Source organism: Pseudonocardia oroxyli (genome assembly GCF_900102195.1).
GTDB lineage: Bacteria > Actinomycetota > Actinomycetes > Mycobacteriales > Pseudonocardiaceae > Pseudonocardia > Pseudonocardia oroxyli.
In genome coordinates this window covers 196618-217291 of record NZ_FNBE01000012.1, presented here as the reverse complement: position 1 = coordinate 217291, position 20674 = coordinate 196618, and the positions used below count along the sequence as shown (strand labels likewise).

Here is a 20674-nt window from a genome sequence, read left to right as displayed (position 1 = left end):
CCGCGGTGGAGCCGGCGTCGTTGTTGGCTCGGTTGATGCCCACTCGTGAGTTGCGGGAGCGGGTGGAGATCGGGGCGGAGTTGTTGGCGAAGGCGCAGACGATGCGGATCACCAGTCCGCACGGTACGGATGTGACCTACCGGTTGGGGGTGTATCCGACGTTGTCGGAGTACGGCTACACCGACCAGCCGGGTCGGTGGGATCACTGGCCTGCGGCGTTCGTGTTCACCGGTGGGGCGGACGACGGGGTGGACGGGAGGATCGTGTTGGCGCCGGGGGATGTGTTGTTGCCGTTCAACACCTATGTGCAGGCGCCGGTGGAGCTGACGATCGAGCAGGGGTTCATCCGCGACATCCGGGGTGGGCTGGACGCGGACCTGCTCAGCTCGTACATCCGCTCGTTCGACGACCCGCGCGGCTACGGCATGTCGCATGTGGGGTGGGGTCTGGACGAGCGTGCGCACTGGCACGGGCTGACCCAGTTCGGTGGCGGCATGGGGATGGAGCTGCGTAGTTTCTACGGCAACGTGATGTTCTCGATCGGCCCGAACAACGAGCTGGGTGGGCCGAACGACACCGCGTGTCATTTCGACATCCCGATGCGGGGCAACAGTCTCTACCTCGACGACGAGCTGATCGTCGACGCGGGCGAGCTCACCGTCCCGGAGATGAAGCCGGTGGAGAAGCGATGACCGACCATCACATCGGGATGATCGTCCCCAGCTCCAACCTGACCATGGAGACCGAGCTGCCCCGGATGTTGCGCGCCCGCGAGGACGCCCACCCCGAGGACCGGTTCGTCTTCCACGCCGCCCGGGCCCGGATGCAGCACGTCACCCCCGAACAGCTGCGCGCCATGAACGCGCAGGCCGAGCGGGCGGCGGCCGAGCTCGCCGACGCCCGCCCGGACGTCGTCGCCACCGCCTGCCTGGTCGCGATCATGGCCCAGGGCCCCGGCTACCACTGCACCGCCGAGGACTCGATCTCGGCGGCGCTGCGGGCCGAGGGCTCGAAGGCACCGGTGATCTCCAGCGCGGGTGCGCTGATCGCCGGGATCGAGGCGCTCGGCGCGCGGCGGGTCGCGATCGTGACGCCGTACCTGAAGCCGCTCACGCAGGCGGTCGTGGACTACCTGACGGACGCCGGGATCGAGGTCGTGGACGCGCTGTCGCTGGAGGTCTCGGACAACCTCGCGGTGGCCCGGCTCGACCCCGCCGACCTGCGCGACCACTACACGCGACTGGACCTGAGCGGGGCCGAGGCACTCGTCCTGTCCGCCTGCGTGCAGATGCCGTCCCTGCCCTCGATCCAACCCGTGGAGGACGAGCTCGGCCTGCCCGTGCTCTCCGCGGCGACCGCGACGACCTACCGCATCCTCCAGGAGCTGGGGCTACCCCCGGTCGTCCCGAACGCCGGGCGGCTCCTGGCCGGCTGACTCCAGCACCGCGCGGCGCAGCGCGACCACGGGCGGCGCCCGGTCACCTGCGCGCGTGCACAGCGAGATCGGGCAGGGGGCCACGTCCTGCACCGGGACGAACGCGACGCCGGGGTGTCGGTGACCGTCCGGCACCGACCCTCCGGTGATCGCGACGGCCTGGTCCGCGGCCACGACCTCGAGCAGCTCGTCCATGGTGTGCACGACGGGCCCGTAGCGCACCGGCACACCGCTCGGCCGCGGGTCGCACGCCCACCATCGCACCCAGCGCTGGTCCACCTCGTCGTCCGCGACGTGGGGCAGCCCGTCGAGCTCGGCGAGGCGGACCGAGGCCCGCGCCGCGAGCCGGTGCCCGACGGGCAGCGCGACGACACGGGGCTCCAGCCGGAGCACGTCCAGCCGGAGTCCCGACGTGTCTGCGAAGGGCGGCCGCACCACCGCCGCGTCGACCCGGCCCGCGCGGACCGCCTCGACCTGCTCGGACCAACCCAGCTGGACGAGGCGGACGGTGCACTCGGTGGCGCGCCGGACCTGGTCGAGCACCTGCTGCACGGCCTGTCCGGCCGAGGCCGTCATGAACCCGAGCCGGAGCGTGCCCGCCCGTTCCTGCCGGTGTCGGCGCACCGCGGCGATCGCGCGGTCCGCCGCGGCGAGGGCATCGCGTGCCTCGGCGAGGAAGAGCTCGCCCGCGGCGGTGGGTCGGACCGGGTGCGCGGTGCGGTCGACGAGCTCCGCGCCGAGTGCACGCTCCAGCGCCCGCACCTGCTTGCTCAACGCGGGCGGGCTCACGAACAGCCGCTCGGCCGCGCGCCCGAAGTGGCCCTCGTCGACCACTGCGACGAGGTAGCGCGCCTGGTGCAGGTTGAGGTCCATCGCGACCAGCATAGTGGCCCGCGTCACGTCAGCGCGACCCTGTGACCTGCGGCGTTAGCCGATCGGTTCACGCTGTGGCCGGTTCGTGTCATGGACCGCGGCGGCAGGGGCGGGCGACCGTGGTCGGCGTCCCGAACGCTCGACGAGGAGCCCGCATGAGTCGCTACGACCACGAGTTCACCACCATGTTCGCCGGTCTGGAGAAGCAGCTCGAGAACACCGAGAACCCCCGCCACCGCGCGATCTTGAAGAACTACCGGCTGCACGGCCTGCTCGAGGTCGCGGGCCGCTATCACGAGCTGCTCGCCCCGACCATGACCGTCGAGGAGCCCGTGTACCGCCTGCACGAGGGCGGCCAGTCGCTGGTGATCGACGGCATGGCCGAGGTCACCGCCTTCTACGAGTCCCTCGTGGCGGCCGACGCACTGGTCATGTGGGTCGCCGAGCAGGACATCGCGGTCAACGACCGCGGGTTCTCCGGCGAGGTCGTGTTCCGCCAGTTCGTGCCCAGCGCCATGCTCGGCGAGAGCGTCTTCGGCTCGGTGCGGTCCGGCGGGGACGTCGTCCTGCTCCAGCGCACCCTCGCGTTCGTCTGGCCCTACGACGAGCACGGCAGGCTGATCGGCGAGCACGTGTACGAGGACGGGGCCTCCCGCCAGGTCACCGAGGTCGACCCCGTCGACGTGATCACCGCCGCCCGCGCGGCCGAGCTGCTGGCCCCCGAGATCGCGCGGGAGATCCCGTGACCGTTCTCGTCACCGGGGCCGCGGGCGGGCTCGGGTCCGCCGTGGCCGCCCGCCTCGCCACCGAGCAGCCGGTCCTCCTGACCGATCTCGACGGCGACCGGCTCGCCGAGATCGCCGGGAAGCTGGCCGCGGAGGGTGCCACGGTCGCCCACGCCGTCTGCGACGTCCGCGACCGGGCCTCGGTCCGCGCGGCCTTCGACCAGGCCGACCGGCTGCCCGGCGAGGTCACCGCGGTGGCCACGGTGGCGGGCGTCGGGCTCTTCGTGCCGTTCGCCGAGCTGTCCGACGAGCAGTGGGACCGCACGTCCGCCGTGAACACCCGCGGCACGTTCGTGACCTGCCAGGAGTTCGTCCGACGGCGGGCGGGCAGGCCCGGCGCCATCGCCACGGTCGCGTCGATCGGGGCGCGGCTCGGCATGGAGATGCTCGCCGACTACGGGCCGTCGAAGGCGGCGGTGATCGAGCTGACCCACGTCCTCGCCCGCGTCGGCGCGCCGACCGGGATCCGGGCGAACTGCGTGATGCCCGGTCTGGTCTGGACGGACATGTGGCGCACGACGAGCGAGTGGCTGCGCGCGAACGACCCCGCCTACGCGGACGCGACGCCGCAGCAGATCTTCGACGGGTTCGTGGGCGCGATGGTGCCCATGGGCAGGCCGCAGACTCCCGGGGACGTCGCGGAGGCCGTCGCCTTCCTGCTCTCCGACCGCGCCGCGAACGTCACCGGCCAGACCCTCTCGGTCGACGGCGGCGTGGTGATGACCTGATCACCAGGTGACGGGGAGGGCGTCCAGGCCGCCGGTGAGGAGGTCCGCGCGCAGGCGGAGCTCGCCCGGGACCACCTGGAGGGTGGGGAAGCGGGCGGGCAGGGCCGTGAACACGGCCTGCAGCTCCACCCGGGCGAGGCTCGCGCCGATGCAGAAGCGCGGGCCGTAGCCGAAGGACAGGTGCGCGGTGTCCCGGCCGGGCTCGAACGCCTCCGGCGCGGCGAAGGTGCCCGGGTCCCGGTTCGCCGCGGCGGGGGCGAGGACCACGCAGTCCCCCTGGCGGATCGTCACGCCCGCGATCTCGACGTCGGCGTGCGCGTAGCGGGGCAGCCCGCTGCCGCCGGGGGCGGCCAGGCGCAGGATCTCCTCGACGACCTCCGGGCCCGCGGGCTCCCACCGCTGCTGTCGCAGGAGCAGGAGGGTCCCGACGTCGATGCGGGTCACCGTGGTCTCGTGCCCCGCGAACAGGAGGGCGGCGGCCAGCCCGGCGCTGCGGCCGTCGTGCTCGGGGCCCGCGGCGGCGAGGTCGGTCAGGACGTCCTCGCCCGGGTCGGCGCGCTTGCGCTCGATCAGCCCCTGCACGTACTGGACCAGCGCGTACAGCGACTTCTGGGCGAACGCGGGGTCGTCGAGCCGCCCGGCGCCCTCTGACCAGGCGCGGAACCGGTCCCGGTCGGCGTAGGGCACGCCGAGCAGCTCGCAGATGACCAGGATCGGGATCGGCAGCGAGACGAGCTCGTGCAGGTCGGCGGGGGACCCGTGGGCCTGCAGGTCGTCGAGCGTCGCGGCGACGAGTGCGTCCACGTGCCCGCGCAGCCGCTGCATCCGCCGCGCCGAGAAGGCGGGCGCGAGGAGCTTGCGCATGATCTGGTGCTGGGCGTGCTCGGTCTCGGGGTCGCCCATCATCGGGCCGCCGAGGATCGCGGAGCCGGACACCCGGGAGGCGTTCGCGGGGTCCGGGTGGCTCCGGCCGAGCCGCGGGTCGGCGAACAGCGCCCGACACTCCGCATAGCCGGTGACCAGCCAGGCCGGGTCCCCGGTCGCGGTGCGCACGGCGGTGACCGGGGCGCGTTCGCGCAGCTCGGCGTAGAGCGGGGCGATATCCAGCACCCCCGGACGATCGAACGGCAGCTGCGGGAGGGTGGTGGTCACGGCTCGATGGTGCGCCTCTCGGCGCGCCGACGCACCCCGCGACCTGTCCGCCGGCTCTAGGTGTGGTGACCCATCAGGTTGTCGACCGGCTCAGGTGGTGAGCCGGGTGATGGGTGGGTGGCCGCCGAGGGCGGAGTGGGCTCGTCGAGTGTTGTAGTCCTGGACCCAGCTGTCGAGTGCGGCGAGGCGTTCGGTGTTGGACAGCCATGCTCGGGCGTAGGCGAACTCGTCTTGCAGGGTCCGGTTGAACCGCTCCGCCTTCTCGTTCGTCCACGGGCGGTGCGGGCGGGTGAAACGCCGCCGGATCCCGAGCTCGACACACGCGTGGGTCCAGCCCGGTAGACACGGGCGTTGTCGGTCAAGACCCGCTGCCCGGTCACGCCGTGGCCGGCGGACCAGGCGGTGGCGCGGCGCAGGAACCCGGCCGAGGTCAGGTCGCGTTCGTCGGGCAGGGCTTCGACGTAGGCGAGCCGGGAGTGGTCGTCGACGGCGACGTGGAGGAAGTAGTAGCCGAGTGCTCGGCCGTGGACCTTGCGGCCGCGGACCTGCTCGCTGCGCCCGTGCAGTCGCCAGGCACCGCCGTCGGGGACTCGACCGAGTTTCTTGACATCGACGTGGACCAGATCTCCTGGTCGGGGGTGTTCGTAGCGGCGCCCGGGGTGCTGTCGGCGGACCGGAGCCCCGGTGATCGGGTCGAGTGCGCGTAGCGGCATCACCTGGTGGCGGCGCAGGATCCGCCCGACGGTGGAGGCGACCATGCCGAGCTCACGGGCGAGGAACACCGGCCCGCGCCGGGCCGTGGCGCGCAGGGCCAGGACCCGGTCCTCGACCTCGCCCGGGGTGCGGGTGGGGCTGTGGTGCGGGCGGGAGGAGCGACCGGCCAACCCGTCCCATCCCTGGGCCCGGTAGCGGTTGATCCACTTGTGAACGGTGGCCCGGGAGATGCCGAGCTGTTCGGCGATACGGGGCGCGGGCCAACCACCGAGCCAGCGCGCCACGATCAGGCGGCGGGGACTCGCGGGACCAGTCGCCCGCGGGCGCCGTTGCCGGCCCGCGCGGTACACGCAGCTGCGGAACCCGCTGCGCGGAGCACGCGGGCGAGACGCTTGGGCATGATCTTGCGCTCTCGGCGCCGGGTCTACGTGCGGAGGGTGTAGCGGCGGCCGGTGGGGGTCGTGGTGGTGTGGTCGGTGAGGTGCCAGCCTGGTTGTTCACGCAGCTGGTTGTGGAACGCGCAGGTGCCGCGGCCGTTGTCCAGGCTCGTCGCGCCACCCTCCGACCAGCGTCTGCGGTGGTCGAGGTGCTCGATGGGGGCGTCACAACCGGGTTCGGTGCAGCGGCCGCGGTCCCGGGCGCGGATCCAGTCGGCCAGCACCCCACCGAAGGCGCGACGGCGGGAGTCACCGCCGATCACGATGCCGTCCCGGGTGACCAGCCGCCGCCACCCCACACAGGTGGCCTCGTCCAGCAGAGTGGTGGGCCCGAACCCGGGGATTTCGGCGGGCAGCGGGGAGTCGCGGTCGAGGAGGGACTCGACCGGTACGAGGACTTGGATCTCCACCTGCGTCGGTGTGGCTACAGACTCTCCGGTGAGGCGTTCGACGAGGGTGTCGGCCATGATCTGTCCGCGGGTGCGGGTGACCGGCTCGGCCCCGACCCAGTGTTCGGTGACCGCCTTGCGCAGCGCGGCGTAGCAGGTGATGGCCTGCTCCATCGGCAACAATGCCCGCAACACCGCCATCCCGTCTTCGGCCGGGCTGATCGCGACGTGCCGGTCGCGGCGGGCGGCACGGGCGCGTTCGGCGAAGGCTTCCGGTGCCACCGCCGCCGCAACCGTCCGGGCGAGGTCCGCAACCTTGCGCACGCCGAGCATCGGCAGGTCGTGGGCGGAGAGCCGGCGGTCCAGCTCGGCGCGCTGGGTCGGGTCGAGGTGTCTGGCGGCCGCGACGATCGCGGCGACCCGACGCTCGTCGAGCTCCCCCGCGGAGAACGCCTCCCGCACCTTGTCCAACCCGGCGTGCAGATCGCGGGCGAGCCGCAACTGGGTGCGCGCCCGGGTCGGTGAGACCCGCAACGCGAGCCCGACCTGCCCGACGATGCCCGCCTCGGCCCGTTCGGGATCGGCGAGCGCCTCCTCCAGCCGGGCCTCGACCTCCCGCTGCGCCGCCGCCCGGACCTCCTCGGCGATCTCCGCGTCGATCCGGTTCCGCAGCGCGACCAGCCGCTCGATCCGCCCGAACCCTGCGGCCCGCTCCTCCCGCGACGGCATGGTGCCTGTCGCTGCGGGAGGGTCCGCGAGGGTCGTGGTCATGCGGACATCATAGCAGCTCATAGCGCTTAAAGCGAACATATGTTCGAATTGTGGAGCGAGTCGCCGCCCGTCGTGTCGGGATGTGTCAGGACATGGGTGACGGTTCTGCATCAGGACATCTGTGACGGTTGGTGTGTCAGGACTCCGGGTCTGGCTCAGAAGCGGTGGTGCGTCCTGTGGCGTGTCACGGACGGGTGAACCGGCACGGTCTGTGAGTGTGGCCCAGGTGCGGTCGTGATCTTGACGAGCTCCTGTTCCCCGGGTTGTCCTCGCTGGTGGTCGAGGAGTTGGCCCTCGCCGACGCGGTAGTGCGGGTGCGAGCCCGCAGTGCGGGGGCGGAAGCGCCGTGCCCGTCCTGCGGGACGCGGTCACGGCGGGTGCACGCCTGGCAGCTCCGACATCTGAGCGACCTGCCCGTCGCGGGTCGACCGATGGCGGTGGAGCTACGCGTGCGGCGGCTGGTCTGCACCGGGCGGACTTGTCCGCAGCGGACGTTCAGGGAGCAGGTCCCCCTGCTGGCGGCCCGCTATGCGCGACGCACCGTCCGGTTGACCGGGATGATCGGGCAGACCGCGGTCCGGCTCGCCGGACGGGCCGGTTCCGCGGTGCTGGGCCTGCTCGGGGTCACGGTGTCCCGCTCGACGGTCCTGCGGACTCTGATGACGCTCCCGCTGCCGGAGACCACCAGCCCGGTCCCGCCGGTGCTCAGCGTGGACGACGTGGCGCTGTGTCGTGGCCGCCGCTACATGACCATGGTCATCGCTCGGGCGCGTCCGCGACTTCGCGGCGCTGCTCACCGAACGGCGCGGTGAAGACCTACACGGCTGGATGAGCGCCGTCGACGACAGCGACCTTCCCGCCCTCCACGGGTTCGTCCGTGGGCTGCGCAAGGACCTTCCCGCAGTCGTCGCCGGGTTGACCCTGCCCTACAGCAACGGCCCCATCGAGGGCACGAACACGAAGGTCAAACTGCTCAAGCGACAGATGTACGGCCGAGCCGGCTTCGCACTGCTCCACCGACACATCCTGCTCAGCTGACCCGCCGCACCACCGCTTCTGAGCCAGAGCCAGGACCTCGGTGACGGTTTCCGGTACTTCGGGCGGCGGCCGCGTGGGCGGCCGTTCCCGACGTAGCTGATGCCGCGGGTCTGGTGCGTTCGGCGAGGATCTCGCCGTCGAGGTCGGTGATGATGATCGTGTCGCCGGGCTGGTCGCCGTCGCTGACGACCAGGACCTGTCCGAACGCGTGCTCGGGGCGGGTCGGCCTTCGAGGTGGCCTCCCACGCGGTCGCCGGTGTGGTGCGCCCGGGAGTCCCTGGTGGGGGCTTCCGGTGTCGATGTGGTGAGATGCGTCGATCCGGGCCTGGATCTGGGGCAACGTGCCGGCCAGGGGTTGTGAGACGAGCTGTCCGACCAGGCCGCGACGCGACGGGTTGAGTGCGAGCCCGTTGTCCGAGAGAGGCCTTTGCGGCACACCGTGAGCGGCCACGGTCTTGTCGAAGACGGTGATCGCATCGCGGGCTGTCTCTCCGGGCGCGGCGTGTAAGGCGACCGCGTAGCGGGAGTGGTCGGTGATGAGCTTCGGGTCGTGGTCGAGCCCGGACGCCTCCAGTGTCGCCTGCACCGCGACCGTCAGGGGCCTTGACCCGCTCGGTCGCCTTCGACGGGCTCGAAGGCGGCCGCCTGGAGCGGGGCTCGAGCACGCCGCGGGGCCTTCCTCGCGAGCGCGTTTGCGCAGCCCGGAGAAGGACTGACGCGAGGTGCCGTGCTCGAGACACCCTTCGCCTCGCGACCTGGACGGCTCGTCTCCTGCGTTCTGCCGATCCCTCCACTGACAGTAGACAGGTATGAACAGGTTCATGTACAACAGTGTCGTGCCCGAACAGGTCCGCCACTCCAAGCGCTCGCGGCTGGTCTCCGACCTCGCCGCGCACATCCGCTCGGGGCGGCTCTCCCGCGGCGACCGCCTCCCGGGGGAGAACCAGCTCGCCGCGCGGTACAGCGTGTCCCGCGGGACCGTGCGCAGCGCGCTCGCCGAGCTGCAGAAACAGGACCTGATCACCACCGAGACCGGGGTCGGCTCGTTCGTCACGTTCGACGGCGCGCCGCTCGACCAGGAGATCGGCTGGGCGCGGGCGCTGGCCGACAGCGGCGCGGACGCCACCGTGGAGCTGTTGGGCATCGACCTCGCCGAGGCGGACGGTCTCGTGGTGGTCCGCCGCCGCCGCAGCGCGGCCGGGCGGCCCGTCTCGCTGGAGACCGCGCTGATCCCCGCCTCGGCGGTGCCCGCGACCGGACTCGTCGACGACTCGATCACGGCCACGCTGGCGGCCGCGGGCCTGCGCGGGGTCGAGGGCGAGCAGACGATCTCCGTGGTGCCGCTCGACGCCGCGGACGCCGCGCTGCTCGACCGCGCCCCCGGCACGCCGTTCCTGCAGGCCGTCCGGGTCACGCGGGCGGCGGACGGCGCCCTCGTCGAGCAGGTCACCAGCCTGCTCGACCCCGAACGGTTCCGCTTCCACCTGCGGTTCTCGTCATGAGGGACCGTGCGCTCGGAGCGCTGTGGGGACTCGCGATCGGGGACGCGCTCGGGATGCCCACCCAGTCGTTGTCCCGCAGTGAGATCACGGCCCGGTACGGCGTGGTCGACCGTCTGCTCGACGGCGCCCCCGACCAGCCGATCGCCCCGAACATGCCCGCCGGGTCGATCACCGACGACACCGAGCAGGCGCTGCTGCTGGCGCGGCTGCTGATCGAGGGCGAGGGGACCGTCGAGCCCCACGCCTTCGCCGCCGCGCTCGAGGAGTGGGAGGCGGACATGATCCGCCGCGGCTCGCTCGACCTCCTCGGCCCCTCCACGCGCCGCGCGCTGACCCGGCTGCGGGAGGGCGAGGCCGTCGAGAAGACGGGGCGGGACGGCACCACCAACGGCGCGGCCATGCGGGTGGCGCCGGTGGGGATCGCCTTCGCGGAGCCGCACCTGCTGGACGCGGTCGTCTCGTCCAGCGTGGTCACCCACCACACGACCCTCGGCATCGCCGCGGCGGCGGCGGTGGCCGCCGCGGTGTCCGCAGGCGTGTCCGGCGCGGGGCTCCCTGACGCGCTGGACGCCGCCGAGCGGGCCGCCGCGGCCGGAGCCGCGCGTGGTCACTGGGTGGCGGGCGGCACGATCGCCGCTCGCCTCCGGTGGGTGCGCGCGACCCGCCCGCCCGTCGACGACATCGCCGACGTGGTGGGGACCTCGGTGGCCGCCAACGAGTCCGTGATCGCCGCGTTCGCGCTGGTCGAGGCCTACGGCGACGACCCCCGCACCGCGCTCACCACGGCCGCCTCGCTCGGCGGCGACACCGACACCGTCGCCGCGATCTGCGGCGCGATCCTCGGCGCACACCACGGCGCGTCCGGGCTGCCCGCGGACCTGCTCGCCCAGGTCCGGGCCGCCAACGATCTCGACCTCGAGCCCGTCGTCGACGGCCTGCTCGCCCTGCGCACTCGACCGTAGAGGGAGAACGACGATGGCGACTCCACCCACCCACCCCGGCGGCTCCGCCGCCGACCGTCCCCCGGCCTCCACCCGGTCGCCCCGGAACCCGGCGGCGTCCGAGTCCACACTGGAGACCCGCGGTATCGAACCCGTGCCCGCCGGGGAGCGGGAGGGGCGGCCGGCCCAGCTGTTCTGGGTCTGGTTCGCGGCCAACATCTCGATCCTCGGCCTGCCCCTGGGGGCCACGCTCGTCGCGATGGGGATGACCGTCTGGCAGGCGGTGATCGCCGCGGTCGTCGGTGCGGTCGGGTCCTTCGCGATCGTCGGGGCTGTCTCGATCACCGGCAGGCGCGGTGGCGCGCCCGGCCTCACCCTGTCCCGGGCGGTCTTCGGCGCCCGCGGCAACATCGGACCGACCATCGTCTCGCTGCTGTCCCGGCTCGGCTGGGAGACCGTCAACACCACGACGGCGGCGTTCGCCCTGCTCTCGCTGGCCACGATCCTGTTCGGGACCAGCCCCGAGGCCAAGGACCACCCGGTGCTGACGATCGTCTGCATCCTGGTGTTCGTGCTGCTCACGGTGGTGGTCGCGGGCCTGGGGCACGCGTTCCTGGTCTCCGTGCAGCGGTGGGCCACCTGGGTGTTCGGCGCGCTGAACATCGTGGTCGGGGGGTTCCTCGTGGCGACGATCGACTGGTCCGCGGTGGGCGCGGCCGTGCCCGCCCCGATCGGCGTCGTCATCGCGGGGATCGGCGTGATCGCCGCCGGGACCGGCATCGGCTGGGCCAACGCGTCCGCCGACATGTCCCGCTACCAGGCACCGGCGGTGCGCGCCGGGCAGCTGGTGCTGAGCGCGGCCGCGGGCGCGGGCATCCCGCTGGTCCTGCTGATCTCGCTGGGCAGCATGCTCGCCGCGGGCGACCCGAGCCTGGCGGACGCGGGCGACCCGGTCGCCGCGATCCGCGCCATGCTCCCCACGTGGATGGCCGTGCCGTACCTGATCGCCGCGTTCGGCGGGCTGCTGCTGAGCAACCACCTCTCGGTCTACTCGGCGGGCCTGACCACGTTGACCCTCGGGATCCGGGTCCGGCGCGTCTACGCGGTGGTGGTGGACGTCGTCGTCACGTTCGTCGGCGCGATCTACTTCATCCTGATCGCGGACGGCTTCTACGGGCCCTTCATCGCGTTCATCAGCGCGCTGGCGGTGCCGATCACCGCATGGGTGGGCGTGATCGCCGTCGACATGCTGCGCCGGCACCACTATGACCCCGTGGCGTTGATGGACACCTCCCGCAGCAGCGGTTACTGGTATCGCGCGGGCGTCGAGCCGCGGGCCTTCCTGGCCTGGCTCCTCGCGATCGTCGGGGGGTACCTGTTCGCCACGCTGGGCCCGTCGTCCGCACCCTGGTTCACCGGCCCGCTCGCGGGCACCTGGTTCGGCGAGAACGGCCTGGCCTGGGTGATCACCTTCGTCGTCGCCGCCGGGGTCTACGCGGCCCTGGGCGGTGCGCGGCGCACCGAGTCCATCCCGCTCTCGTGATCGGCAGGCTCGTCCACACCGGACAGGTCGTGGTCGACCTGGTGCTGCGCGTCCCCGCGCTCCCGCCCGCGGGCGGGGACGTCATGGCCTCGTCGACCACGCTCGCCGCGGGCGGCGGGTTCAACGTCATGGCCGCCGCCGCGCGGGACGGCGCGGCGGTCGTCTACACCGGCGGGCACGGCACGGGCCCACACGGCGACCTGGCCCGCGCGGCCCTGGCCGCCGAGGGGGTGACGACCTCGGCGCCGATCTCGGCGGTCGACACCGGGATCTGCGTGGTCCTGGTGGACGACTCCGGCGAGCGCACCTTCGTCACCGGCAGCGGCGCGGAGACCGCGGTGTCCGGCTCGTTGCCGCAGGTCAGCGCGGCGGACCTGCTGTACGTCTCGGGGTACAGCCTGCTCGTCCCGGAGAAGGCCGAGCAGATCCTCGCCGTCTCCGGCGGCGCGGTGCTGCTGGACCCGGGCCCGCTGGTCGCCGACATCGACCCGGACCCGTGGTCGCGCGCCCTGGCCCGCACCTGCGTGCTGAGCACGAACGCCCGCGAGGCCCGGCTGCTCACCGGCCGCTCCGACCTGTCCGCGGCGGCGCTGGAGCTGGGCACGCGGCTGCACGAGGGCGCGATCGTGCTGGTCCGAGACGGCGCCGCGGGGTGCCTGGTCGCCCGGAGCGGCGCCGTCGAGGTCGTCCCCGGGTTCGCGGTCGAGGCCGTGGACACCAACGGCGCGGGAGACGCCCACTGCGGCGTCCTGGCGGCCGCCCTCCTCCGCGGCGAGGACGTGCTCGAGGCGGCGCGCCGCGCCAACGCGGCCGCCGCCCTGGCCGTCACGAAGGCGGGCCCGGCCACCGGCCCGACCGCGGCGGAGATCGACCGCTTCCTGGCCTGAGCGTGCGGCACCGCGGCGGAGGGGGGAGGCTCGGGCGGTGCGTCCGCTCGTGGTGTCCGCGGTGTTGGCCGAGCCGGTGCAGTCCGAGCTGAACGCCCTGCGCGCCCGGCACTTCCCGCCGGAGCGCAACCACCTCGACGCGCACGTCACCGTCTTCCACGCGTTGCCGGGCGAGCTCGGAGCCGAGGTCGCGGCGGAGCTCGCCGCGGCCGTGCGCCGCGATCCGCCGCACGCGTCCGTCGGACCCCCGCGGCTGCTCGGACGCGGGGTCGCCCTCCGGGTCGACGCACCGGACGTGCTCGGCTGGCGGGCCGCCGCCGTCGAGCGGTGGGGCGCCCAGCTGACGGCCCAGGACCGCGGCAAGCGGGAGCTGCACGTCACGGTGCAGAACAAGGTCACGCCCGAGGCGGCGCGGGCGCTGCACGCCGCGCTCGCCTCCCGACCCGAGGTGGAGACACGGGTCGTGGCACTGGCCCTGTGGCACTACGACGGCGGCCCCTGGAGCCCGGCCGGGCGGTTCACCTACGGCGCGTGATCAGGGTGCGGTGGTCGTGGTCGCGGAGGTGGGGGCGACGACGGGCGGAGGCGAGGACAGCGCGGACACCAGGCCCGTCACCGCGGTGAGCCCGATCAGCGCCGCGGCGACGCACGCGCCGATGACGAGCACCGGCCGTCGGGAACCCTTGCGGGGCTGCGGCCCTCGCTGGCCGGGCACGACGAGCTTGGTGGGGCGGCCGACCGGCGGGGGCGCGGAACGTTGCCGCGGCACGACGACGAACGGGACGGTGGCGGGCTCGGCGGCGGGACGGGGACGACCTCGAGAGGCCCCGGTGGTCCGGTTCGGGGCGCGGTCCGACGGCGGGCGCGACGACATGACATCTCCGATGCGTGGGGAGCGCGAGACATCAGGTACGTCGGCGCCGACCACGCAGCGTTACGGCCATCACCCGTCGGCCGGACCGACGCTCAGAGAAGTGGGACCAGGGCCTTGCGGAGCAGGTCGAGTGCGGCCTCCGGGGTGTCCCAGAACACCATGTGGCCCGCGTCGGGGATCTCCACCAGCGCCGCGGCGGGGTTCGCCTCCGCCGCCTCCTTCGCTCCCGCGGCGGTGACGACGGGGGAGTCGGCACCGTAGAGGAGGGTCGTGGGGGCGGGGACCTGCGACCAGGTCGCGAAGAAGTCCTCGGTCTCGAAGCCCCGGTGGGTCTCGGCGACGGCCTCGCGGTCGCAGCTGGAGAGCCACCGCGCGCGCAGCTCCTGCTCCCGGCGGGGCCAGCGCGGCCAGGACAGCGCGACCTCGTCCGCCGTCGTGCCGGCCACGGCCTGGTCGAGCTGGCCCAGGAACGCCGTGAGGGTCGTGGGGTACGGACCGCGGTCGGGCCCGCTCATCGGCGGGTCGACGAGGACCGTGCCGCGCAGGGGCCTGCGCGTGGCGGTGACCGCGGCGATCCGGGCGCCCATCGAGTGCCCCAGCAGCAGCGGGTCCTCGAACAGGTCGAGGACGGCGAGGGCGTCTCCCGCGTAGTCCGCGAGCGTGTACCCGGGGCCGGAGTCCGACAGGCCGCGCCCGCGGACGTCGACCACCACGGGGCGGACGAGGTCGGTGAGCGCGCGGGCCACGAAGTCCATGCAGATCGCCGGGCTGGTGATCCCGGGGAGGATCACCAGCGGCACGCCGTCCCCGCCGTAGTCCAGCAGGTGCAGGCGGACCGCGCCGTTGCGGGCCCAGCGCGAGGTCGCCGGGACGTCCGCGAGGTCGGCCAGGGCGTCCTGCCGCACGACCCGGGTCACGTGAGCCCTCCCACGTAGGCGAGTGCGTCGTCGAGGGAGATCACGTCGCCGTACTTCGCCTGGATGTCGAACAGGTTCGCCTCCGCGGGCCCGTCCGCCCGGTCCCCGACGCACTCCCGCGGGACCAGGACCGGGTAGCCGGACTGCATGGCGTCGACCGCCGTGGCCCGCACACAGCCGCTGGTCGTGGCGCCGCAGACGATCACGGTGTCCACCCGGAGCGCCGCGAGCAGCGCCGCCAGGCCCGTCCCGAAGAACGCCGACGCGCCCTTCTTGACGATCAGGTGGTCGGCGTCCGTCACCGGCAGCCGGGAGTCGATCTCCACCGCCTCGGAGCCGACCGCGAGCGCCCGCATCCCCGGCGCCTTGTACAGCCACGCGACCGTGTCCAGCTCGGCGGGCGTGTACGCGATCGTGGTGTAGACGACCGGGACGTCCGGTGCGGCGGTGACCAGCCGGGTCGTCGCCTCCACGACGTCCGTCAGGTCCGCGCCCGTCGGGAAGGCGGGGTCGGTGAAGCCCGTCGTCAGGTCCACGACCACGATCGCGGGCCGCTCCCCGCGCCGCACCGGCGCACCGAAGCCCGCCTGGTCGTAGGTCGCGTCCGTCGACGATCCGTGCACGCTCACGACGCACTCCTGTCCAGCCGGTCCTGCAGCGCCGCCCGACGGCGGGAGGCGCAGTCGTCGATCGCCTCGACGATGGTCTGGTACCCCGTGCAGCGGCACAGGTTGGACGCCACCACCTCGCGGATCTCCTCCTTGGTGGCGTCCGGCTCGTCCGCGAGATAGCCCTCGGCGAGCATCAGCATCCCCGGCGTGCAGAAGCCGCACTGCAGGCCGTGGTGCTCGGAGAAGCACTGCTGCAGGTCGTTCAGCGCGCCGCCCTCCGACAACGACTCGACGGTGCGGATGTCCGCGCCCTCGACCTGCGCGGCGAACAGCAGGCAGGCCCGCGCGGGCTGCCCGTCGACGAGCACGGTGCACGCGCCGCAGATGCCGTGCTCGCAGCCGACGTGCGTGCCGGTGAGCCGCAGGTCGTGACGCAGCACGTCGACCAGCGTGCGCCGCGGCTCGATCGCGAGGTCGTGGCGCTCGCCGTTCACGGACAGTTCCACCAGCTGGATCATGAGGCCTCCAGGGCTCGGAAGATCGCCTCGCGCGGGATCGGGGTGTCGTCCAGCTCGACCCCGGTGTGGCGCAGGGCGTCGTTGATCGCGTTGAGCACGGCGGCGGGGGCGCCGATCGTGCCGCCCTCCCCGGCGCCCTTGGCCCCGTTCTCGGTGAAGGCGCAGGGGGTCTCGAGGTGCTCGATGCGCACGTCCGGGATCTCGGCGGCGGTGGGCACCTTGTACTCCATGAAGGACGGGGCGAGGGGCTGGCCCGCGTCGTCGTAGCGGACCACCTCGAACAGCGCGCCCGCGATGCCCTGCGCGATCCCGCCGCGCGCCTGCCCCTCCACGACCTGCGGATGGATCGCCACGCCGCAGTCCTCGACGCAGACGTAGCGCAGGATCTCCACGCCGCCGGTCCCCGGGTCCAGCTCGACGACCACGCCGTGCGTCGCGTTCGAGAAGGTCCCGTCCCCGGCGACGTCGAAGCTCGCGGTGGCCGCGAGTCCCGGCCCGACGCCCTTCGGCAGCAGGTGCGACCTCAGGTAGGCCACGTCCGCGATCTCGGGGAACGAGAGCCGCCCGTCCTCCAGCCGCACCCCACCGTCCTCGAGGACCGCGGCCGCGGGGTCGCCGCCGAGGAGGTGTGCGGCGATCTCGCGCAGCTGGTCCCCGAGCTTCACCGACGCCGCCGCCACGGCGCTGCCGCCGATGGTGATGGAGCGGGAGGCGAAGGAGCCCCAGCCGTAGGTGATGCGGTCCGTGTCGCCCTGCACGATCTTGACGCGGTCGTAGGGGATGCCGAGCCGGTCCGCGACGATCTGGGCCATCGTCGTCTCGTGGCTCTGGCCGTGCGACAGGGTGCCGGTGGTGACGGAGACCGTCCCGTCCAGGTCCATCCGGATCTCGGAGAGGTCGAAGCCCGGCACGACCTGCATCCGGCGCTGGGCGAAGGCGCCCGAGCCGTAGCCGGTGCGCTCGGAGAAGCAGGCGAACCCGATGCCGATCACCCCGTCGGAGCGGCGGTCGAACCAGCCCTCGTCCCGCAGCGTCTGCTCGCACAGGTCCAGCGACTCCCGGTAGGAGCCCGGGTCGTAGGTGATGGCGTTGACCCCGGTGTAGGGGAAGACCGTGATCAGGTTGCGCCTGCGCACCTCGAGCGGGTCGAGGCCCAGCGCGCGGGCGGCCTTCTCCATCACCCGCTCCATGACCATCACGTACTGCGGCCTGCTCACCCCGCGGTAGGGCGCGGTCGGCGCCTTGTTCGTGGTGACGGCGCGGCCGCGCACCCGGTAGGCGGGGACCGTGTAGACCGACGGCATCTCGGCGGACGCCATCAGCGGCTCGATCCCGGCCGTGAAGGGGTAGCAGGAGTAGGCGCCCATGTCGCACACGACGTCCGCGTCCAGGGCCAGGATCTCGCCGGTCTCGGAGAAGGCGGCCCGCACCGCGTACCGCTGCTCGCGGGCGAGGAAGGCCGCGGTGAGCGCGTCCCGCCGGTCCTCGATCCACTTGACGGGCCTGCGCAGGCGCAGCGCGGCGGCCGCGGCGACGATCTCCTCGCGCCCCACCACGCACTTCTGCCCGAACCCGCCGCCCATGTCCGGCACGGTGACCCGCACCTGCTTCTCGGCGAGCCCGACGCAGGCGGCGAGCACCGTGCGGACCTGGTGGGGGACCTGGGTGCAGGTCTGCACGCGCAGCTGCTCGTCCCGGTCGTCCCAGTCCGCGACCACGCCGCGGGTCTCCAGGGGCAGCGCGTTCTGCCGTCCCGTCTTGGTGTGCACCTCGACGACGGTGTGTGCCGCCTCGAACAGGGCGTCGATCCCCTCGGTGGCGAACAGCGACACGTCGACGAGGGTGTTGCGGGGCGCCTCGGGGTGCACGAGCGGGGCGCCCTCCGCCAGCGCGCCCAGGTCGCTGACCACCGGCTCCCGCGGCGCGTACTCGACGACCGCCGCCTCGACGCCGTCCTCCGCCGCGTACGGGTCCGTCGCGACGACGATCGCGATCGGCTCGCCGACATACCGCACCGTGTCCCGGGCGAGGACCGGCATGGCGGTCGGCACGAACTCGTGCGCGGGCCGGTCCAGCAGCGCGGTGATGTCGCGCAGGTCCAGGTCCGCGGCGGCGTAGGCCGCCACCACCCCGGGCACCGCGCGCACCTCGGACAGGTCGACGGACACGATCTCCGCGAAGGCCTCCGAGCTGCGCACGAACTGTGCGTGCAGCATCCCCGGCAACGCGATGTCGTCGACGAACCGCCCGCGCCCGGCCAGCAGCCGCGGGTCCTCCCGCCGCGGCACCGAGGCCCCCACCACCCGTGAGTGGCGATAGTCGCCCTGGCGACTATCGCCACTCACGGGTTCTGAGCTGGGGAAACGTTCAGCCATTCGCGGCCTCCTCGTACGCGCGCTCGACCAACGTCCGGACCAGCCCGCGCCGGTAGTGCGCGCTGATCCCCGGCTCGTCCCGCAGCTCCAGCGACCCCGCGGCTGCCGCCGCCCGTGCGCGGTAAGTGGTGCCAGAGCACCACTTACCACTCACGAGCGTCGGGACGGCGCCGACGCCGCCGAGGACGACCCGGTCCGCGTCGAGGTCGACGGCGGCCGCGACCAGCGCGAAGTCGCCGCGGCGGTCCGCGTACTCGGTGAGCGCGGCCCGGGGCGGCGGAGAGGGGAAGACCAGGGCGGTGATCAGCTCGTCGGGTCCCAGGGCCGTGGTGAACGGACCCAGGAAGAACTCCGACGCCCGGATCTCGCGAACCCCCGACGGGCCCTCCACGACGATCCGGGCGTCGAAGAGGACGGCGAGCAGGCACCACTCGGCGGTGGCGTCGGCGTGCGCGATGCTCCCGCCGACCGTGCCGCGGGTGCGGATGGGCAGGTGTCCCACCCAACGCATGGCCGCGGAGAGCACCCCGAGCCCGGCCTTCTCGACCTCGCGGTGGGTGGTGAGGGCGCCGATGCGGATCTCGCCCTCCGACACCGCGATCCCGCGCAGCGAGTCCACGTGGGTGATGTCGACGAGGTGCTCCGGCCGGGCGAGCCGGAAGTTCATCATGGCGACGAGGCTCTGGCCGCCTGCGATGATCTTGGCGTCGTCCCCGAGCTCGGTGAGGAGCCCCACCGCGCCCGCGGGCGTGCGGGCGCGGTGGTACTCGAAGGCGGCGGGCTTCACACGACCTGCTTGTCGGCGGCGGCGGGGACCTCCGCACCGGCGATCCGGTCGAGCTCCCGGCCCTTCGTCTCCGGCGCGCCGAAGGCCATGTAGGCGACGGCGGCGAACACGACGACCGCCATCAGCGCGAACGTCAGCGGCAGGCCGAGCACCGGCCAGAGCAGCGTGCCGAACACCAGCGGCACGAAGCCGGTCACCGCGCGGCTCATCGACGAGGCCCAGCCGAAGCCGGAGGCCCGCAGCTCGGTCGGGTACAGCTCGGAGACGTAGGCGTACATGACCGGGATGACGACGAGGGCGAAGAAGCCGAACACCGCGATCATCACGATCGCCGCCGTCGACGAGCCCAGGACCAGCGAGAACACGACGAGCGAGACGGCGGCCAGCGGCGCGGCCACCCCGATCACCCACTTGCGCCCGACGACCTCGACCAGCAGCACCGAGGTGAGCACGCCGAGGATGCCCACGGCGTTCATGACGGTCGTGGAGCCGAACGCCGCCACGTCGCCCATGCCCTGGGCGCGCAGGATCGACGGCATCCAGGACAGGGCCGCGTAGTAGACGACCATGACCGAGACGAACAACGCCCAGGCCACCCCGGTGATCCGCGGGTTGAACGCCCACACCAGCTTGAGCTGCTCGAACGCGGCGGCGATCCCCCGCGACCGCTGCTTCTCGACGGCGACCGGCGCGGGGATCTCGTAGGGCTCCGGGGTGGCCCCGGTCCGCATCACCATGTCGTCGATGACGGCCCGGGCCTCGGCCTCGCGGCCGGTGCGGGCCAGGTAGAGCGGGGACTCCGGCACGCCACGACGGATCCAGAACAGCAGGATCGCGGGCAGCACCATCAGCGCCAGCATCCAGCGCCAGTTGCCGGTGACGGGGACCAGGAACGTGGCGCTGACGCCGGCCAGCGTGGTGCCGATCGGCCACCAGCCGTCCATCGCGGCCAGCACCCGGCCGCGCTGCTTGCGTGGCGAGAACTCGGACACGATCGCGTAGTCCACCGGGATGCACCCCCCGAGGCCGACGCCCGCGAGGAACCGCAGCACGAGGAAGACCTCCCAGCTCGGCGACAGCGCACCGAGCACGGAGAACAACGCGAAGATCATCAGCGTGATCGAGAAGGCCTTCTTGCGGCCCATCCGGTCCGCGATGGTGCCCCAGGCGATGGCGCCGACGGCCATGCCGATGAGGTTTGCCGTCGCGACGAGGCCGCGCTGGCCGGTGGAGAGGCCGAACTCGGTGCCCAGCAGCGGGGTGAGGAACCCGTTGAGGGAGACGTCCCAGGCGTCGAACATGTAGCCGAGGCCGCCGATGACGAAGATCCTGCCCTGGACCCCCCACTTCCACGGGAGGTCCTGGACGACCTGGTCGCCAGTACGCATGGGGTGCTC

The 20674-nt window shown here is 73.2% G+C and carries 22 protein-coding genes and 1 pseudogene; 11 read left to right on the top strand and 12 right to left on the bottom strand.

Translation table 11 applies throughout. The annotated features are described in order from the left end of the window. The coding region (locus BLS43_RS19230) for a 2,5-dihydroxypyridine 5,6-dioxygenase NicX family protein (protein ID WP_093086911.1) at positions 1–692 on the top strand (692 nt) is incomplete at its 5' end. Continuing rightward, positions 689–1435, top strand: coding sequence for a maleate cis-trans isomerase family protein (locus tag BLS43_RS19225; RefSeq protein WP_093086825.1), 747 nt, complete (start codon positions 689–691; stop codon positions 1433–1435). The genes BLS43_RS19230 and BLS43_RS19225, both read left to right, overlap by 4 nt. On the opposite strand, the gene BLS43_RS19220 is transcribed toward BLS43_RS19225, so the two are convergent. Next, positions 1391–2335 carry a LysR family transcriptional regulator gene (locus tag BLS43_RS19220; RefSeq protein ID WP_245707589.1) on the bottom strand — a complete coding sequence of 315 codons (945 nt, stop codon included), beginning with the start codon at positions 2333–2335 and terminating at the stop codon, positions 1391–1393. The two genes, BLS43_RS19225 and BLS43_RS19220, sit on opposite strands and share 45 nt — an antisense overlap. A 128-nt stretch (positions 2336–2463) precedes the next feature. Here BLS43_RS19220 and BLS43_RS19215 point away from each other — a divergent pair, with 128 nt between their 5' ends. Next, entirely contained in the window at positions 2464–3054 is a 591-nt protein-coding gene (locus tag BLS43_RS19215; RefSeq protein ID WP_093086822.1) for a hypothetical protein, read from the top strand. Continuing rightward, entirely contained in the window at positions 3051–3821 is a 771-nt protein-coding gene (locus tag BLS43_RS19210; protein ID WP_093086819.1) for an SDR family NAD(P)-dependent oxidoreductase, read from the top strand. The genes BLS43_RS19215 and BLS43_RS19210 overlap by 4 nt, the downstream gene beginning before the upstream one ends. On the opposite strand, the gene BLS43_RS19205 is transcribed toward BLS43_RS19210, so the two are convergent. From BLS43_RS19205 to BLS43_RS19195, 3 genes and pseudogenes are all read right to left on the bottom strand, one after another. Continuing rightward, complete coding sequence (locus tag BLS43_RS19205) at positions 3822–4973, bottom strand: cytochrome P450 (protein WP_093086817.1); 1152 nt, start codon at positions 4971–4973, stop codon at positions 3822–3824. Positions 4974–5063: 90 nt separating this feature from the next. Next, positions 5064–6037 (bottom strand): annotated as a pseudogene (locus BLS43_RS19200) (IS481 family transposase). A gap of 74 nt (positions 6038–6111) precedes the next feature. Then, positions 6112–7284: an HNH endonuclease signature motif containing protein gene (locus BLS43_RS19195; protein WP_176921423.1), complete on the bottom strand. Its 1173-nt coding sequence runs from the start codon at positions 7282–7284 to the stop codon at positions 6112–6114. Positions 7285–7499: 215 nt separating this feature from the next. Here BLS43_RS19195 and BLS43_RS19190 point away from each other — a divergent pair, with 215 nt between their 5' ends. Both BLS43_RS19190 and BLS43_RS19185 read left to right on the top strand, forming a co-directional pair. Further along, positions 7500–8096 carry a transposase family protein gene (locus tag BLS43_RS19190; RefSeq protein WP_093086812.1) on the top strand — a complete coding sequence of 199 codons (597 nt, stop codon included), beginning with the start codon at positions 7500–7502 and terminating at the stop codon, positions 8094–8096. Positions 8097–8112: 16 nt separating this feature from the next. Then, positions 8113–8322: a transposase gene (locus BLS43_RS19185; RefSeq protein ID WP_093086809.1), complete on the top strand. Its 210-nt coding sequence runs from the start codon at positions 8113–8115 to the stop codon at positions 8320–8322. On the opposite strand, the gene BLS43_RS19180 is transcribed toward BLS43_RS19185, so the two are convergent. Further along, a complete protein-coding gene (locus BLS43_RS19180) occupies positions 8315–8908 on the bottom strand; it encodes a hypothetical protein (protein ID WP_176921421.1) in 594 nt (197 codons plus the stop codon). The two genes, BLS43_RS19185 and BLS43_RS19180, sit on opposite strands and share 8 nt — an antisense overlap. A 235-nt stretch (positions 8909–9143) precedes the next feature. Between BLS43_RS19180 and BLS43_RS19175 the strand changes: the two genes are divergently transcribed. From BLS43_RS19175 to BLS43_RS19155, 5 genes are read left to right on the top strand one after another with little or no spacing between them, the layout of a single operon-like run. Then, positions 9144–9824 (top strand): GntR family transcriptional regulator, encoded by a 681-nt coding sequence (locus BLS43_RS19175; protein WP_093086806.1) that lies wholly within the window; start codon positions 9144–9146, stop codon positions 9822–9824. Next, entirely contained in the window at positions 9821–10786 is a 966-nt protein-coding gene (locus BLS43_RS19170; RefSeq protein ID WP_093086803.1) for an ADP-ribosylglycohydrolase family protein, read from the top strand. Before BLS43_RS19175 ends, BLS43_RS19170 begins: the two co-directional genes overlap by 4 nt. Before the next feature lie 13 nt (positions 10787–10799). Then, positions 10800–12308, top strand: coding sequence for a purine-cytosine permease family protein (locus BLS43_RS19165; RefSeq protein ID WP_093086801.1), 1509 nt, complete (start codon positions 10800–10802; stop codon positions 12306–12308). Further along, positions 12305–13195, top strand: a complete 891-nt coding sequence (locus tag BLS43_RS19160; protein ID WP_093086798.1) for a PfkB family carbohydrate kinase — start codon at positions 12305–12307, stop codon at positions 13193–13195. Before BLS43_RS19165 ends, BLS43_RS19160 begins: the two co-directional genes overlap by 4 nt. Positions 13196–13232: 37 nt before the next feature. Then, positions 13233–13730 carry a 2'-5' RNA ligase family protein gene (locus BLS43_RS19155; RefSeq protein WP_093086795.1) on the top strand — a complete coding sequence of 166 codons (498 nt, stop codon included), beginning with the start codon at positions 13233–13235 and terminating at the stop codon, positions 13728–13730. On the opposite strand, the gene BLS43_RS19150 is transcribed toward BLS43_RS19155, so the two are convergent. The 7 genes from BLS43_RS19150 to BLS43_RS19120 all read right to left on the bottom strand — a co-directional run bounded on the left by BLS43_RS19150 (position 13731) and on the right by BLS43_RS19120 (position 20665). Next, a complete protein-coding gene (locus BLS43_RS19150) occupies positions 13731–14069 on the bottom strand; it encodes a hypothetical protein (protein WP_093086792.1) in 339 nt (112 codons plus the stop codon). Positions 14070–14161: 92 nt separating this feature from the next. Continuing rightward, positions 14162–14986: an alpha/beta fold hydrolase gene (locus BLS43_RS19145; protein ID WP_093086789.1), complete on the bottom strand. Its 825-nt coding sequence runs from the start codon at positions 14984–14986 to the stop codon at positions 14162–14164. Further along, the gene (locus BLS43_RS19140) at positions 14983–15615 is read right to left on the bottom strand and encodes an isochorismatase family protein (RefSeq protein ID WP_093086785.1); all 633 of its coding nucleotides are present in this window, start codon (positions 15613–15615) and stop codon (positions 14983–14985) included. The genes BLS43_RS19145 and BLS43_RS19140 overlap by 4 nt, the downstream gene beginning before the upstream one ends. Next, positions 15612–16115: a (2Fe-2S)-binding protein gene (locus BLS43_RS19135; RefSeq protein WP_093086782.1), complete on the bottom strand. Its 504-nt coding sequence runs from the start codon at positions 16113–16115 to the stop codon at positions 15612–15614. The genes BLS43_RS19140 and BLS43_RS19135 overlap by 4 nt, the downstream gene beginning before the upstream one ends. Beyond that, complete coding sequence (locus BLS43_RS19130; protein ID WP_093086779.1) at positions 16112–18490, bottom strand: xanthine dehydrogenase family protein molybdopterin-binding subunit; 2379 nt, start codon at positions 18488–18490, stop codon at positions 16112–16114. Before BLS43_RS19130 ends, BLS43_RS19135 begins: the two co-directional genes overlap by 4 nt. After that, positions 18483–19277, bottom strand: a complete 795-nt coding sequence (locus tag BLS43_RS19125) for an FAD binding domain-containing protein (protein ID WP_093086776.1) — start codon at positions 19275–19277, stop codon at positions 18483–18485. Before BLS43_RS19125 ends, BLS43_RS19130 begins: the two co-directional genes overlap by 8 nt. Further along, positions 19274–20665 (bottom strand): MFS transporter, encoded by a 1392-nt coding sequence (locus tag BLS43_RS19120; RefSeq protein WP_093086774.1) that lies wholly within the window; start codon positions 20663–20665, stop codon positions 19274–19276. The genes BLS43_RS19125 and BLS43_RS19120 overlap by 4 nt, the downstream gene beginning before the upstream one ends. Positions 20666–20674 lie beyond the last annotated feature (9 nt).

What these genes read in the sequence shown, in the direction of transcription:
- BLS43_RS19225 (WP_093086825.1), top strand. Translation starts at nt 689, where the DNA reads ATGACCGACCATCACATCGGGATGATCGTCCCCAGCTCCAACCTGACC.
- BLS43_RS19215 (WP_093086822.1), top strand. Translation starts at nt 2,464, where the DNA reads ATGAGTCGCTACGACCACGAGTTCACCACCATGTTCGCCGGTCTGGAG.
- BLS43_RS19195 (WP_176921423.1), bottom strand. Translation starts at nt 7,284, where the DNA reads ATGACCACGACCCTCGCGGACCCTCCCGCAGCGACAGGCACCATGCCG.
- BLS43_RS19185 (WP_093086809.1), top strand. Translation starts at nt 8,113, where the DNA reads ATGAGCGCCGTCGACGACAGCGACCTTCCCGCCCTCCACGGGTTCGTC.
- BLS43_RS19175 (WP_093086806.1), top strand. Translation starts at nt 9,144, where the DNA reads ATGTACAACAGTGTCGTGCCCGAACAGGTCCGCCACTCCAAGCGCTCG.
- BLS43_RS19170 (WP_093086803.1), top strand. Translation starts at nt 9,821, where the DNA reads ATGAGGGACCGTGCGCTCGGAGCGCTGTGGGGACTCGCGATCGGGGAC.
- BLS43_RS19165 (WP_093086801.1), top strand. Translation starts at nt 10,800, where the DNA reads ATGGCGACTCCACCCACCCACCCCGGCGGCTCCGCCGCCGACCGTCCC.
- BLS43_RS19150 (WP_093086792.1), bottom strand. Translation starts at nt 14,069, where the DNA reads ATGTCGTCGCGCCCGCCGTCGGACCGCGCCCCGAACCGGACCACCGGG.
- BLS43_RS19135 (WP_093086782.1), bottom strand. Translation starts at nt 16,115, where the DNA reads ATGATCCAGCTGGTGGAACTGTCCGTGAACGGCGAGCGCCACGACCTC.
- BLS43_RS19130 (WP_093086779.1), bottom strand. Translation starts at nt 18,490, where the DNA reads ATGGCTGAACGTTTCCCCAGCTCAGAACCCGTGAGTGGCGATAGTCGC.
- BLS43_RS19120 (WP_093086774.1), bottom strand. Translation starts at nt 20,665, where the DNA reads ATGCGTACTGGCGACCAGGTCGTCCAGGACCTCCCGTGGAAGTGGGGG.